Raw genomic sequence first — 13163 nt, 5'->3', positions numbered from 1 at the left:
GGGTTTTTTTACAAAGGGGGGGGCACCCGGGGAGAACGGGGGGGGGGGGGGGGAAACCCCCGGGCCCCCCGCACCCCCAGTGGCCCGGCGGTACCCGCCGTCAGGGGACAGGAGACAACGAGTACCGCGCTGGATACCGGCAAAGTTGGCGGATCCAGCCCGGCCACCGGCGGCCGGACGCTGGGTGCCGGGGTGGGCGCGACCTCGCCGGCCGAGGAGGCAGCCGCGGCCGGAGGGCGGAAGGCGAGCGGCCCGGAGGGTGGAAGCGGGCGCGGCGAACGAGCAGGCCCGGCAGCCGCCGTCGGGTTGCGCGCGGCCGGAGCCTGGCCAGACCGCCCAGCAACCCCGGGCAGCCGCGGTCGGGCTGCGCGCGGCCGGGCCTGGCCAGGCTCACCCACCGGCAGCCCTCGCAGGCGCGGGCTGGATTGCGTGCGGCCCGCCCGGGTGCGGTCGGACTCAGCCCACCAGCAGGCCCGGGTCGGTCTCCGGCACTCCCGCGGGCCACCACTCCTGCCCCTCGAGCCGGTACGGGTGCCACCGGCCGCGGCGATCCAGCCTCAGCTGCACCGCACCCACCGTGCACCGGTTCCGCTCGAACACCGGCTCCCCCTCGGCCTCCGCCAGGGCCGCCCGGGCGGCCGCCACCACCGCCTTCGGTGGGGTCCAGGCCGCTTCCAGCACCTCCAGGCCGTCCGGCCCGCCGAAGCGCCACGCCGCCACCGCCCGCGCGAACGCCGCCCCCTCACCCAGCCGTTCCGCCACCGCGGGGAACTCCGCTGCCAAGCGGACCGCGTCCGGCCGTCGTGGCCACGGCCGTCCGGCCAGCAGCGCCCGCGCCCGGCCGGCCGCGTTCTCCGCCAGCAGCGCGAACGCCGAGGCAGGCACGCCCGGCGCCGCCGGGATCGACGGGGCGCCCGACGGCCGGAACGCGTCGAGCGACGGCAGCTCCCCCGGTACCCGGTCCGCCGCCGGCTCGGCGACCGCCACCGGTGCCGTGCGGCTCTCCAGCTCGGACCGGATCTCCCGCTCCCCCTTGCCGCGCATCAGCAACAGCAGGAACGGGTCCGCGTCGAGCAGCCACGAAGCCTGGAACGACAACGCCGCCGCGTGGCGGCAGGGCAGCTCCCAGCCCGGGCAGTCGCACTCCGGGTCGAGGTCACCGATCCCCGGCAGGAGGTCGACGCCGGCCGCCTCGACGAGGTCCGGTGGCATGTCGCGATCCATCAAGGCCGCCAGGTGCCCCGCGCGGGACGCCACCCGGTCGAGGAACCGCGTCCAATCCGCCTCCGACAGCTCCGCCAGCCGCAGCTGCGTGCGGTACGGGCCGCCGTCGGCGTCCTCGACCGTCGCCGCGATGCGGCCCGGGCTGACCGTGATCGGGCCGACCAGGCCGGCCGCCGCGTACTTGCGGCCCTTCTTCAGCTGACGCAGGTCCAGCGCGGTGTCCTCCATCGCGCGCACCCACGCCCGGCCCCACCACGAACGCGCCAGGTGCCCGCCCGCGCCGAACGCGGGGAAGCCGCGTACCCGATCGTCGCTCATCCGCGGCTCCTCAGTTCGACGAGCTCGGCCAGCTCGGTGTCCGACAGTTCGGTCAACGCGGCCTCGCCGCCGGCCAGGACCGCCTCGGCCAGCGCCCGTTTCTCCCGCAGCATCGCCGCGATCCGGTCCTCGACGGTGCCCTCGGCGACGAGCCGGTGCACCTGGACCGGCCGGGTCTGCCCGATCCGGTACGCCCGGTCGGTCGCCTGGTCCTCCACCGCCGGGTTCCACCAGCGGTCGAAGTGCACGACGTGGTCGGCGCGGGTGAGGTTCAGGCCCGTCCCGGCCGCCTTCAGCGACAGCAGGAACACCGGCACCTCGCCGTTCTGGAACCGGGCCACCAGCTCCTCGCGGCGCGCCACCGGGGTCCCGCCGTGCAGCAGCTGCGTCGCGATCCCCCGCCCGGCCAGGTGCTTCTCCAGCAGGCGGGCCATGGCGACGTACTGGGTGAACACCAGCACCGCTCCGCCGGTGGCGAGGATGGTGTCCAGCAGCTCGTCGAGCAGCTCCACCTTGCCCGACCGGCCGCCCGGCTCCTTCAGGTACTGCGCGGGGTGGTTGCAGATCTGCTTGAGCGCGGTCAGCAGCTTGACGATCCGGCCGCGCCGGGCCATCCCGTCGCTCGCGGCGATGTCGGCCATCATCTCCCGCACGACCGCCTCGTACAGCGCCACCTGCTCCGCGCTCAAGGCCACCGGCCGGTCGGTCTCGGTCTTCGCGGGCAGCTCGGGGGCGATCCCCGGGTCGGATTTGCGCCGTCGCAGCAGGAACGGCCGCAGCAACCGCGACAGCCGCTCGGCCGCCGCGGTGTCGCCCGCCTCGATCGGCTTCGCCCACCGCGTCCGGAATTCGCTCAGCGAACCCAGCAGCCCGGGCGCGGTCCAGTCGAGGATCGCCCACAGCTCCGAGAGGGTGTTCTCCACCGGCGTCCCGGTCAGCGCCACCCGCGCCGCCGCCGGCACCAGCCGCAGCGCCTTCGCCGTGCCCGAGCGGTGGTTCTTGACGTGCTGGGCCTCGTCGGCGACCAGCAGTCCCCACCGCACCGCGGCCAGCGGCGCGGGATCGGTGCGCAGCGTGCCGTAGGTGGTCAGGACGAACCCGTCGAGCTCGTCGAGGGACCGGGCGCTGCCGTGGAAGCGCCGCACCGGCACACCGGGGGCGAACCGGCGGATCTCGCGTTCCCAGTTGCCCAGCAGCGAAGCCGGGCACACCACCAGGGTCGGCCCCGACGCCCGGTGCAGGTGCAGCGCGATCAGCGTGACCGTCTTGCCCAGGCCCATGTCGTCGGCGAGGCACCCGCCGAGGCCGAGCCCGGTGACGGTGGCCAGCCACTGCAGCCCCCGCAGCTGGTAGTCCCGCAGCGTCGCGGCCAGCCCGGCCGGGGGTGCCTGGGGTTGCGGTGGCTGCGACAGCCGTTCCCGCAGCCGGGCCAGCCAGCCGCCGGTGACGACCTCGACCACTTCGCCGTCGACTTCGGTGGTCCCCGACAGCACCGCCCCCAGCGCGTCGACCGGGTTCAGCGGCTTGAGCGCCCGCTCCCGCGCCTTTGCTGCCAGCGCCGGATCGACCAGCACCCACTTCTCGCGCAGCCGCACCACCGGGCGGCGCGCCTCGGCGAGGGCGTCCAGCTCCGCCTCGGTCAGCACCTCACCGCCCAGGGCGAGCTGCCAGTCGAACGCCAGGGCGCGACCGCCGCCGAAGAACGAGGGCAGGTCGCCGGGGTCGTCGCCGGCGCGGACGACGGCCCGCGCGGTCAGCGAGCCCGCCAGCTCGGCGGGCCAGTGCACGTCGATCCCGGCGGCCGCCAGCCGGGGGCCCGCGGTGGCGACCAGTTCGGTGACGTCGTCTTCGCCGAGGGTCACTTCGGCCGGCACCGCCGAGGTCAGCAGCGGGCTCAGCGCCGGCCACACCTGCGCGCCGCGGCGCAGCGCGAGCAGGACGTCGATGCGGGCCCGCGGCCCGAATCGCCCGGTTTCCCACAACTGCGCCGCGTCGGCGAGCTGCCCGGGATCGGCCAGGCTGTGCACTTGGACCACCGCGTGCAGACGGCCGGACTCGAAGCCCTCCGGTGCCTCCACCCGCAGGGACACCCGGATGCCCGAATCCAGCCCGGCGGCCAGCTCGTCGGCCCAGTCGCGCAGGGAATCCGCGCGCTGGGGTGCGACGGCGGCGAACAGCCGCGTCCCGGCCGCCTTGGCCGCGGCGGGTGTGCGGGGCAGCGTGTCGGCGACGGCGTCGAGGAACGCTCGCAGCAGCGGCCCCGGCGCCCGCTCGTCCGGCGGCATCGCGGCCGCGAGGTCCCGCAGCCACGCCGCTTCCGCCGGTTCCAGCGGGCCGACGCGCCAGGCGTCGTGCCCGCCCTCGGTGACGCCCGGCAGCAGCCGTCCGGCCGCGACCAGCCGCAAGGCCGCCTGCGTCGCCGTCGCCCAGAACCCGCCGGCGTCCAGCAGTTCCGGCAGGCCGTCCGCAATGGACAGTGCACGGCCGTCGACCAGCAGGCGGCCCGCCCGTGGTGGTTCGCCCGGTGCGAAGCAGACGTTCAGTTCCCCAGCCTCCCGTACCGTCGCACCGTCAACGGCACGAACACCGCCAGCAGCACCAGCGGCCAGACCACGGCCATCGCCACCGCGTGCGCACTCACCCAGGACGTGCCGGCCGCGCCCGGGTTGCCGAACAGCAGCCGCGCCGCGGTGACCGTGGACGACAACGGGTTCCACTCTGCCACGGTGCCCAGCCAGGCCGGCATCGTCGAGGTCGCCACGAACGCGCCGGAGAGGAACCCGAACGGGAATTCGAGGGTCTGCACCAGCGACACCATCGACGGATCCGACGTCAGCAGGCCCAGGTAGATCCCGGCCCACACCAGCGCCGTCCGCAGCAGGAGCAGCAGGCCCAGCGCCGCGATGGTTTCGCCCAGGCTGCCGTGCGGGCGCCAGCCGACGGCGAACCCGCAGCCGACCAGCACGGCCAGCGCGAGGACGGCGTTCACCAGATCCGCCGCCACCCGCCCGGTGAACACCGCCGAGGGTGCCATCGGCAGCGACCGGAACCGGTCGGTGACGCCCTTGCCGGTGTCGTCCAGCACCGCGATCATCGTCCCCGACAGCCCGAAGGCCATGGTCATCGCGAACATCCCGGGCATCAGGAACTCCTGGTAGGAGCCGCCGCCGGGCACGCTCATCCCGCCGCCGAGCAGGTAGGCGAAGATCAGCACCATCAGGATCGGGAACGCCACCACCCCGGCCAGCCGAGCCGGGCGGCGGGCCAGCTGCGCCAGGTAGCGCTGGGTCAGCGTCCAGCCGTCTTCGATCGCCCACCTCATCGCGCCACCCCCGTCAGCTCGAGGAACACTTCGTCCAGCGTCGGGTGCCGCAGCGCCACGTCGGCGAACGCCAGCTCGGCCGCCGCCAGCTCCCGCACGACGTCGGTCAGCATCGACGGCTCGGCCGGCGCGCTCACCCTCAGCTCGTCGGTGACCGGCTCGGCCCCGGTGACCCGGGCGAGCAGCCCGGCCGCGGCACCGAGGGCGTCCGGATCGGTCAGCACCAGCTCGATCCGGGTCGCCCCGAGCGAGCCCTTCAGCTCCGCCGGGGTGCCTTCGGCGATCACCCGGCCGTGCTCGACGAGGGAAATCCGGTCGGCCAATTGGTCGGCCTCCTCCAGGTACTGGGTCGTGAGCAGCACGGTCGTCCCGTCGGCGACCAGCGACCGGACCGCCCGCCAGACCTCCAGCCGGCTGCGCGGGTCGAGTCCGGTCGTCGGCTCGTCGAGGAACAGCACCCGCGGGGCGGCCAGCAGCGACGCGGCGAGGTCCAGGCGCCGCCGCATCCCGCCCGAGTAGGCCGACACCGGCTTCTCACCGGTGCCGGCGAGACCGAATCGCTCCAGGAGGTCGTCGGCGCGGCGGGTGGCCTCGCGGCGGCCCAGGTGGTGCAGCCGGCCGAACAGGATCAGGTTCTGCCGCCCGGACAGGATTTCGTCGACGGCGGCCTGCTGCCCGACCAGCCCGATCGCCGAACGCACCTTCGCCGGTTCGGTGGCGACGTCGTACCCGGCCACCCGGGCGACGCCGCCGTCGTGACGCAGCAGCGTGGAGAGCACGCGGACCGCGGTGGTCTTGCCCGCGCCGTTGGGTCCCAGCAGGCCGCAGAGGGTGCCGGCCGGGACGGAGAGATCGAACCCCTCGAGGGCGTACGCGTCGCCGTAGCGCTTGCGAAGTCCCTCGGCGTGGATCTGCGGAGTCATCCTGCCCCTTTAACTCTGTACAGTGTACGAAGAAGAGGTTAGCACAACTCTGTACGTTGTACGGAAATCAGGTGGGCAGAATGGCCGTCGTGAGCACGCAGGAGAACGGTGACGGCGACCCGCGGCGGGCGATCGAGCTGCTCTGGGGTGTCCCGGCGCCCCCGCGCCGCGGTCCGAAACCCAAACTGGCCACCGCCGACGTCGTCCGCGCCGCGGTGGCCCTGGCCGACGCCGACGGCATCGACGCCGTCACCATCCGCCGCGTCGCCGAGCAGCTCGGCGTCTCCCCCATGTCGCTCTACACCTACGTCCCCGGCCGGGCCGAGCTGCTCGACCTGATGATCGACCACGTCCACGGCGAACTGGGCCCCCTCGGCGAGGAACCCGGCTGGCGGGCGGCGCTGACCGCCATCGCCGAAGACCAGTGGGCGTTGTTCCACCGCCACCCCTGGCTGCTGGAGGTCACCACCAGCCGCTCGGCGCTGGGCCCGCACAGCTTCGCCAAGTACGAGCGGGAGCTGCGCGCGATCGACGGCATCGGCCTCGGCGACGTCGAGATGGACGCCGTGGTCGCCCTCGTCACCGGCCTGGTCCGCACCACCGCGCGCAGCTCCCTCGACAACGCCCGCCTGGTCCGCGCCACCGGGATGACCGACGCCCAGTGGTGGGAGCGCGCCTGGCCGGTGCTGGCCGGCATCCCGGCCGCCGACGCGGCGCACTACCCGATCTCCTCCCGCGTCGGCCAAGCCGCCGGCGAGGCCCACAACGCCGCCGAGAACCCGGCCCACACCTTCCGCTTCGGCCTGGCCCGCGTCCTCGACGGCATCGAAGCGCTCATCTCACAGCGACAGCAGTAGCCGCGCCGGCCGCCAGGTCCCGCCGTCGGGCGCCCGCGGGACGTCCTCGGTCAGCGCCAGGTCCGGGAAGCGCGCGAACAGCGCCGACAACGCCACCTCGGTCTGCACCCGCGAGATCGAGGCACCCAGGCAGAAGTGCGGCCCGTGCGAAAAGCCCAGCTGCGCCGGCCCCGAGCGGGTGATGTCGAACCGGTCCGGGTCTTCGAAGACGCGCGGGTCGCGGTCGGCGGCCACCATCGCCGCCGTCACCCGCTCACCCCGGCGGATCAGCTCCCCGCCGATCTCGACGTCCTCGCGCGCGAATCTCGGCGTGGTCAGCAGCTGGGGACTGCAGAAGCGCATCAGCTCCTCGACCGCCCCCGGCCACAACCCGGCGTCGGCACACAGGAGGGCCAGCTGGTCCGGGTGCCGCAGCAGGGTCTCGACAGCGTTCGCGATGAGGTTCACCGGCGTCTGACCGCCCAGGACCAGGTGCCAGACCAGGGTGACCAGCTCGGTGTCGGTGAGCCGGTCCCCGTCCTCCTCCTGCACCCGGACCAGGTCGCCGATCAGGTCGTCGCCCGGCTCGGCCCGGCTGCGCGCCACGGCTTCCTTCGCGCCTTCGACGATCGCCGGGATCGCCGCGGCGAAGTCCGGTCCCATCCCGCTCGCGACGGCGGCCCCGTACTCCCGCCAGCGCGGCCGATCGGCGCCGGGAATGCCGACCAGCTCGCAGATGACGTCGATCGGCAGCGGCCGCGCGAAGTGCGGCACCAGGTCGACGACACCGTCCTCGGCGTGCCCGGGCAGCTCGTCGAGCAGCCGATCGGTGATCACCGCCAGCCGGGGCCGCAGCTGCGCGGCCCGCTTCGGGGTGAACGCCGGGGCCACCAGCCGCCGCAGCCGCAGGTGCTCCGGGCCGTCCTTTTCCGACATCGTCTCCAGGTACCGCAGGCAGTGCTCGGGAATGCCGGGCGGGCGCAGGAAGCTGCCGGAGTTCACCTCGAACCGCGGGTCGGTCAGCATCGCGCGCGCTTCGGTGTAGCGGGTCAGGGCCCAGAACGGGCCGAACCCGGGGATGACCAGCTTGGCCACCGCGCCCTGTTCCCGCGCGTGGTCGTAGGCGGTGAACGGGTCGGTGAGCACCTTCGGGTCGGTCAGGTCGATCTCGGGCGTCATCCACCACTCCAGATGTTGAAATCAGATGTTCTAATCATCTCAGTGGTCACGGTATCTTGACTCGCGATCCCACGGCAAGGAGGACGATGGTCAGGCTCAGCAGGGCGGAAACCCAGGAACGCAACCGCGCCAAGGTGCTCACCGCCGCCCGCGACGAGTTCGCCCGCCGCGGCTTCCGCGAGGCGAAGATCGACGTCATCGCCGAACGCGCCGAACTCACCCGCGGCGCCGTCTACTCCAACTTCCCCGGCAAACGCGCCCTCTACTTCGCGGTCCTGGCCGACCTCGCCGAACGCGCCCCCCGCCTCGCCGTCCCGCCCCCGGACCCCACCACCGCCGACGTCCTGGCCGCATTCGCCCGCGCCTGGATCGCCCGGCTCCCGCTGGCCACCGACAGCGACAGCGAAGACGCCCGCCTCGCCCGCGACCTGCTGCCCGAAGTCCTCGCCGACGAGCACACCCGCCGGCCGTTCGCGCAGCTCATGCGGGTCGACGCCGTCCTGCTCGGGCTCGCCCTCGAACGCGTCCACCCGGGACGCCGGCTCGTCCGGGTCGCCGAAGCCGCGCTCACCACGCTGCACGGCGCGAGCCAGCTCGCCGCCGCCGCACCCGGCTTCGGCGAACCGTTCCACCTCGTCACCGCCTGCGCCGCCCTGCTCGACCTCGGCCTGGCCGACGACTGGCCCGCCGAACCGCCGATCACCACCCAGGCCCGCCCCGACGGGCAGCCGTGGAACCCGCCGGAAGCCACCGACCTGCTCACCGGCGAAACCTTCCGGCCCGGCGACGGCGTCGTCACCGTCCTGGGCCTGCACCGCGCCGCCGCCTTCGAAGAAGCCGTCCGCACCGGCGCCGACGTCACCGCCGTGCTCGTCACCAGCGACCCCGGCGAACTCGCCCCGCTGGCCCGGCTCGCCGTCGCCGACCTGCGCGCCTGCCTCGACCAGGCGATCACCGCCCCCGCCCGGTCCCGGCTGCGGCTGGTCTGCGACGCCACCGGCGCTCTCGCGGCCGCCGCCGGCGTCACCGCGGTCAGCGACGCCACCGAGACGGCCGTCCGCGTCGAAACCGGCCGGATCGTCGCCCGCGCGGAAGGATTCGGGGCGTGTCACGCGGCGGCTGTCGGTCCCGGGCCCGGCCGTTCGTCGGGAGGGTGAAACCGGCGGGAAGGAGCGGGTGGTGGACGTCGAGACCGCGGTCGCCGAGGCGTTCCGCGAAGAGTGGGGCCAGGTCGTGGCCACCCTCATCCGGGTCACCGGCGACTGGGACCTCGCCGAGGAATGCGCCCAGGAAGCCTTCGCGCTGGCCCTGCGCACGTGGCCCCGCGACGGCATCCCCGCTCGGCCGGGTGCTTGGCTGACCACCGCCGCCCGCAACCGCGCCACCGACCGGCTCCGCCGCGACGCCCTCGGCGCCGCCAAGCTCAGGGAGGCCGGCCGCATGGACGTCCGCGACGAACCCGAACCCGACGACAGCGGCGTCACCGACGACCGGCTGCGGCTCATCTTCACCTGCTGCCACCCCGCGCTGGCCACCGAAGCCCAGGTCGCGCTGGCCCTGCGCACCCTCGCCGGCCTGTCCACCGCCGAGATCGCCCGCGCCTTCCTCGTCCCCGAAGCGACCATGTCCCAGCGGCTGGTGCGGGTGAAGCGCAAGATCCGCCACGCCCGCATCCCCTACCGCGTCCCACCCGCCCACCTGCTGCCCGAACGCACCACTGCCGTGCTCGGCGTGCTCTACCTGACGTTCAACGAGGGCTACTCCGCCAGCACCGGCCCCGACCTGCTCCGCCCGGACCTCGCCGCCGAAGCGATCCGGCTCGCCCGCGTCCTCGCCGGGCTGATGCCCGACGAACCCGAAGCCCTCGGCCTGCTCGCCCTGATGCTGCTGCAGCACGCCCGCCGCACCACCCGCGTCGACACCGACGGCGTCCTCGTCCCCCTCGAAGAACAGGACCGCAGCCGCTGGGACACCGCCGCGATCGCGGAAGGCACCACGATCCTGGAGACCGCGCTGCGCCGCCGCCGGCCCGGGCCGTACCAGATCCAGGCCGCCATCGCCGCCTGCCACGCCACCGCCGCCCGCGCCGCCGACACCGACTGGCCCCAGATCGCCGGCCTCTACGACCAGCTGCGCAAGCACGTCCCCAGCGCCGTCGTCGACCTCAACCGGGCCATCGCGATCGGCATGGCCGACGGCCCGGAAGCCGGGCTCGCCCTCCTCGACACCCTGCCGCTGGAGGGTTACCACCTGCTGGCCGCCACCCGCGCCGACTTCCTCCGCCGGCTCGGCCGCCCCGCCGAAGCCGCCCGCTGGTACCGGAAAGCCCGCGACCTGGCCGGCACCGAAGCCGAACGCACCTACCTCACCCGAAGAATTTCGGACCTCGTGTCGGTCCCGGCCGACGCCGTTCGTCGGGCTGGTGGAACCCGACCACCGGAGGAAGCCCCATGACCACCCTCGCCGTCCCCGGCGCCACCCTCACCTACGACGTCCACGGCACCGGCCCGGCACTGCTGCTGGTCCCCGGCGGACCCGCCGACGCCCAGGTGTTCACGCACCTGCGGCCGCTGCTGGCCGAAGACCACACCGTCGTCACCTTCGACCCGCGCGGCCTGTCCCGCAGCCCCCTCGACGGCATCCCGGACCCGGACCCGGTCGGCGACCACGCCGGCGACGTGCACCGGCTGCTCGCCGAGGTCGGCCCCGCCGACGTCCTGGCCAGCAGCGGCGGCGCGATCACCCTGCTCGAACTCGTGCGTCGCCACCCGGCCGACGTCGGCACGGTCGTGCTGCACGAACCGCCCGTCACCCGGTACCTGCCCGCCTCCGACGGCCCCGACATCCCGGCCCTGTTCCGCGACGAGGGCGTCGCCGCCGCCTTCGCCGCGTTCATGAAGGTCGTGGGCGTCGACCCCGCGCCGCCGCTCGATCCGCGCGCGGAAGGCAACTTCGCCTACTTCTTCGGCCACCTCATGCCCGCGACCGGCACCTACGAGCCCGACCTCGACGCACTCCGGGCGACGCCGGCGCGGCTGGTGGTCGCCGTCGGCGAAGAGTCCACCGCGCTGCCGGTCCACCAGGCCGCCCTCGGGCTGGCCGCCGCCCTCGGCGTCGAAACCGAGGTGTTCCCCGGTGGCCACGGCGGGTTCGACACCCACGCCGAAGCTTTCGCCGCGCGCCTGCGCGAAGTCCTGAAAGGATGCTGACATGCAGTACCTGCTGATGATCTGCGGCGACGAGACCGCCGAAGAACACGCGAACGACGGCTGCGGCGGCTGGAGCGAAGACGTGGAACGCCGTGGCATCGTCCGCGGCGGTGGTGGCCTGCGCCCGCCGACGGAAGCCACCACGATCCGCGTCCGCGACGGCGAAGTCCTGCTCACCGACGGGCCGTTCACCGAAGCCAAGGAACAGATCGGCGGCTTCGTCATCCTCGACTGCGCCGACCTCGACGAAGCCCTCGAACTCGCCGCCCGCCACCCCGCGGCGACCTACGGCAGCATCGAGGTCCGCCCGATGCTCGGACCGGAGGACTTCGCCTGATGCCGGCCGTCGTCGAACGGCCCGCCCAGCGCTACGTCGCCGAGCGCGCCACCCTCGCCATCCCGGAGTTCCCGCGGATCGCCGACCGGCTGCCGCCCCTCATCGGCACCCTCGCCGCCCACGGCGTGGCCCCGGCCGGAGCGCCGTTCTTCCGCTACCGCGTGCTGCACCCGGGGATGCGGTTCACCGTCGAAGCCGGCGTTCCCATCGACGGCGACCACACGCCGGCCGAGCCCGCCTTCCTCGGCGAACTCCCGGCGGGCCGGTACGTCCTCGACACCTACGTCGGTGCCCCCGACGGCCTCGCCGCCGCCACCGAAGCCGTCCTCGCCTGGGGTGCCGACGAAGGCCTGAGCTGGGACCGCACCGAAGGCCCGGACGGCGAGGAATGGGGCTGCCGGCTGGAAGTCCTGCGCACCAACCCGCTCGAAGTCCCCGACCCCGCGCGGTGGGTCACCGACCTGCTCTTCCGTCTCGAGGACTAGCCGCGCCCGGTGAGCACGGCCCCGACCAGGCAGCCGAACCCCGCCGTGCTCACCAGGGCGCGCAGCACGTTCCAGCGCACCCACGCCGTCTCGAACGCCGCCCGCACCGCCGCGTAGTCGTCGCCGCCGCGGTCGAGGGCGTTGTTCAGCGGGATGTGCACCGCGCCGGTGAGCAGCACCATCCCTGCCAGGCAGCCGAACCCGGCGATCACCCACGGCAGGGACGGCGAACCGAAGTGCAGGAACACCGCCACCCCGGCCAGCAGCGGCGCCCCCAGGAACGTCAGCATGAACACCGGGTTGATGATCGCGATGTTGATCCCGCGCATGCCTTCGACGAAAGTCTTGTCGTCCCCGCGCGCCAGCCCCGGCAGCACCGAGCAGGCGTAGGCGTAGAACAACCCCGCGATCAGTCCCGCCGCGACCAGCGCGGCCACCAGCACCACCGTCGCCATCGGTTTCCCCTTCCCCTTCACCGCGTCCAGACCCCGGTCGCGGCGGCCTCCCGCGCGAACTCGGCGAACTCCGTCGGCGGACGGCCCAGCACCCGCGCCACGTCGTGCGTCACCGACTCGTTCCGGCCGTCGAGGACGCGGGCGAACAGCTCGGTCAGCGCGCCGACCTCCTCCTCGGGCACCCCCTGGCTCGCCGCCGCGGCCGCGAACTCCCCGGCCGAAACCGGAACATAGCGGACATCCCGCCCGGAGGCGGCAGCAATCTCCGCGGCCGCGTCAGCGAAGCTCAGCAGCCGCGGCCCGGTCAGCTCGTACCGCCGCCCGGTGTGACCGGGCTCGGTCAGCACCTTGACCGCGACGTCGGCGATGTCGCGGACGTCGACGAACGGCTCCGTCACCCTCCCCGCCGGCAGCACGATCTCCCCGGCCCGGACGGCGTCCAGCAGGAAGTGCTCGCTGAAGTTCTGCGCGAACCAGCTGCACCGCAGGACCGTCCAGCCGGTCCCGGCCTCCCGCACGATCCCTTCGCACGCCTCGGCTTCTTCTTCACCGCGGCCGGACAGCAGCACCAGGTGCCGCACGCCGGCCGCCACCGCGAGCCCGGTGAACGCCCGGAGGTCGTCAGCCGCCTGCGGCACCACCAGATCGGGGTAGTAGGTCAGATACACCGCGTCGACGCCCGTGAGCACCTCCGCCCAGGTCCCGCGGTCGCTCCAGTCGAACGGCGGCGACCCTCGCCGGGACGTGATCCTCACCTGCTCGCCGCGCTCGCGCAGCCGGTCCGCCACCCGGCGCCCGGTCTTGCCGGTGCCGCCCACCACCAGGAAGTTCGTTGTCATGCCGTTCAGTCAAGCGACTCGCAGTGAGACTCTCCA

At 74.1% G+C, this 13163-nt stretch carries 13 protein-coding genes; 6 read left to right on the top strand and 7 right to left on the bottom strand.

The genetic code is table 11. The features are described from left to right. Nucleotides 1-456 precede the first annotated feature (456 nt). From ACWEF6_RS14715 to ACWEF6_RS14700, 4 genes are read right to left on the bottom strand one after another with little or no spacing between them, the layout of a single operon-like run. Complete coding sequence (locus ACWEF6_RS14715; RefSeq protein WP_449683378.1) at nucleotides 457-1542, bottom strand: SWIM zinc finger family protein; 1086 nt, start codon at nucleotides 1540-1542, stop codon at nucleotides 457-459. Then, nucleotides 1539-4037 carry a DEAD/DEAH box helicase gene (locus ACWEF6_RS14710; protein WP_449683386.1) on the bottom strand — a complete coding sequence of 833 codons (2499 nt, stop codon included), beginning with the start codon at nucleotides 4035-4037 and terminating at the stop codon, nucleotides 1539-1541. Before ACWEF6_RS14710 ends, ACWEF6_RS14715 begins: the two co-directional genes overlap by 4 nt. Nucleotides 4038-4081: 44 nt before the next feature. Then, the gene (locus tag ACWEF6_RS14705; RefSeq protein ID WP_449683377.1) at nucleotides 4082-4864 is read right to left on the bottom strand and encodes an ABC transporter permease; all 783 of its coding nucleotides are present in this window, start codon (nucleotides 4862-4864) and stop codon (nucleotides 4082-4084) included. Further along, a complete protein-coding gene (locus tag ACWEF6_RS14700; RefSeq protein ID WP_449683376.1) occupies nucleotides 4861-5787 on the bottom strand; it encodes an ATP-binding cassette domain-containing protein in 927 nt (308 codons plus the stop codon). The genes ACWEF6_RS14705 and ACWEF6_RS14700 overlap by 4 nt, the downstream gene beginning before the upstream one ends. A gap of 80 nt (nucleotides 5788-5867) precedes the next feature. Between ACWEF6_RS14700 and ACWEF6_RS14695 the strand changes: the two genes are divergently transcribed. After that, nucleotides 5868-6644 (top strand): TetR/AcrR family transcriptional regulator, encoded by a 777-nt coding sequence (locus tag ACWEF6_RS14695; protein ID WP_449683375.1) that lies wholly within the window; start codon nucleotides 5868-5870, stop codon nucleotides 6642-6644. Here ACWEF6_RS14695 and ACWEF6_RS14690 read toward each other — a convergent pair. Further along, nucleotides 6627-7802, bottom strand: coding sequence for a cytochrome P450 family protein (locus ACWEF6_RS14690; RefSeq protein WP_449683374.1), 1176 nt, complete (start codon nucleotides 7800-7802; stop codon nucleotides 6627-6629). The genes ACWEF6_RS14695 and ACWEF6_RS14690 overlap by 18 nt on opposite strands. 86 nt (nucleotides 7803-7888) lie before the next feature. Between ACWEF6_RS14690 and ACWEF6_RS14685 the strand changes: the two genes are divergently transcribed. From ACWEF6_RS14685 to ACWEF6_RS14665, 5 genes are read left to right on the top strand one after another with little or no spacing between them, the layout of a single operon-like run. Further along, complete coding sequence (locus ACWEF6_RS14685; RefSeq protein ID WP_449683373.1) at nucleotides 7889-8959, top strand: TetR/AcrR family transcriptional regulator; 1071 nt, start codon at nucleotides 7889-7891, stop codon at nucleotides 8957-8959. Between the two features lie 22 nt (nucleotides 8960-8981). Continuing rightward, nucleotides 8982-10256 carry an RNA polymerase sigma factor gene (locus tag ACWEF6_RS14680; protein ID WP_449683372.1) on the top strand — a complete coding sequence of 425 codons (1275 nt, stop codon included), beginning with the start codon at nucleotides 8982-8984 and terminating at the stop codon, nucleotides 10254-10256. Then, the gene (locus ACWEF6_RS14675) at nucleotides 10253-11011 is read left to right on the top strand and encodes an alpha/beta fold hydrolase (RefSeq protein WP_449683371.1); all 759 of its coding nucleotides are present in this window, start codon (nucleotides 10253-10255) and stop codon (nucleotides 11009-11011) included. Before ACWEF6_RS14680 ends, ACWEF6_RS14675 begins: the two co-directional genes overlap by 4 nt. A gap of 1 nt (nucleotide 11012) precedes the next feature. Next, a complete protein-coding gene (locus ACWEF6_RS14670; protein WP_449683370.1) occupies nucleotides 11013-11348 on the top strand; it encodes a YciI family protein in 336 nt (111 codons plus the stop codon). Then, nucleotides 11348-11833, top strand: coding sequence for an AraC family transcriptional regulator (locus ACWEF6_RS14665; RefSeq protein WP_449683369.1), 486 nt, complete (start codon nucleotides 11348-11350; stop codon nucleotides 11831-11833). The genes ACWEF6_RS14670 and ACWEF6_RS14665 overlap by 1 nt, the downstream gene beginning before the upstream one ends. Here ACWEF6_RS14665 and ACWEF6_RS14660 read toward each other — a convergent pair. Both ACWEF6_RS14660 and ACWEF6_RS14655 read right to left on the bottom strand, forming a co-directional pair. Further along, complete coding sequence (locus tag ACWEF6_RS14660; protein WP_449683368.1) at nucleotides 11830-12288, bottom strand: anthrone oxygenase family protein; 459 nt, start codon at nucleotides 12286-12288, stop codon at nucleotides 11830-11832. The two genes, ACWEF6_RS14665 and ACWEF6_RS14660, sit on opposite strands and share 4 nt — an antisense overlap. A 17-nt stretch (nucleotides 12289-12305) precedes the next feature. Continuing rightward, the gene (locus ACWEF6_RS14655) at nucleotides 12306-13127 is read right to left on the bottom strand and encodes an NmrA family transcriptional regulator (protein ID WP_449683367.1); all 822 of its coding nucleotides are present in this window, start codon (nucleotides 13125-13127) and stop codon (nucleotides 12306-12308) included. Nucleotides 13128-13163 lie beyond the last annotated feature (36 nt).

The sequence above is a fragment of the Amycolatopsis sp. NPDC004772 genome, assembly GCF_053601215.1.
Note: the sequence above shows the minus strand (reverse complement) of the source record. Positions and strands in the feature narration are given on the sequence as shown.

Bases quoted from the DNA above. Each gene is read 5' to 3' on its own strand.
- ACWEF6_RS14695 (WP_449683375.1), top strand. From the start codon at position 5,868: ATGGCCGTCGTGAGCACGCAGGAGAACGGTGACGGCGACCCGCGGCGG.
- ACWEF6_RS14675 (WP_449683371.1), top strand. From the start codon at position 10,253: ATGACCACCCTCGCCGTCCCCGGCGCCACCCTCACCTACGACGTCCAC.
- ACWEF6_RS14685 (WP_449683373.1), top strand. From the start codon at position 7,889: ATGGTCAGGCTCAGCAGGGCGGAAACCCAGGAACGCAACCGCGCCAAG.
- ACWEF6_RS14655 (WP_449683367.1), bottom strand. From the start codon at position 13,127: ATGACAACGAACTTCCTGGTGGTGGGCGGCACCGGCAAGACCGGGCGC.
- ACWEF6_RS14715 (WP_449683378.1), bottom strand. From the start codon at position 1,542: ATGAGCGACGATCGGGTACGCGGCTTCCCCGCGTTCGGCGCGGGCGGG.
- ACWEF6_RS14660 (WP_449683368.1), bottom strand. From the start codon at position 12,288: ATGGCGACGGTGGTGCTGGTGGCCGCGCTGGTCGCGGCGGGACTGATC.
- ACWEF6_RS14670 (WP_449683370.1), top strand. From the start codon at position 11,013: ATGCAGTACCTGCTGATGATCTGCGGCGACGAGACCGCCGAAGAACAC.
- ACWEF6_RS14690 (WP_449683374.1), bottom strand. From the start codon at position 7,802: ATGACGCCCGAGATCGACCTGACCGACCCGAAGGTGCTCACCGACCCG.
- ACWEF6_RS14665 (WP_449683369.1), top strand. From the start codon at position 11,348: ATGCCGGCCGTCGTCGAACGGCCCGCCCAGCGCTACGTCGCCGAGCGC.
- ACWEF6_RS14705 (WP_449683377.1), bottom strand. From the start codon at position 4,864: ATGAGGTGGGCGATCGAAGACGGCTGGACGCTGACCCAGCGCTACCTG.
- ACWEF6_RS14700 (WP_449683376.1), bottom strand. From the start codon at position 5,787: ATGACTCCGCAGATCCACGCCGAGGGACTTCGCAAGCGCTACGGCGAC.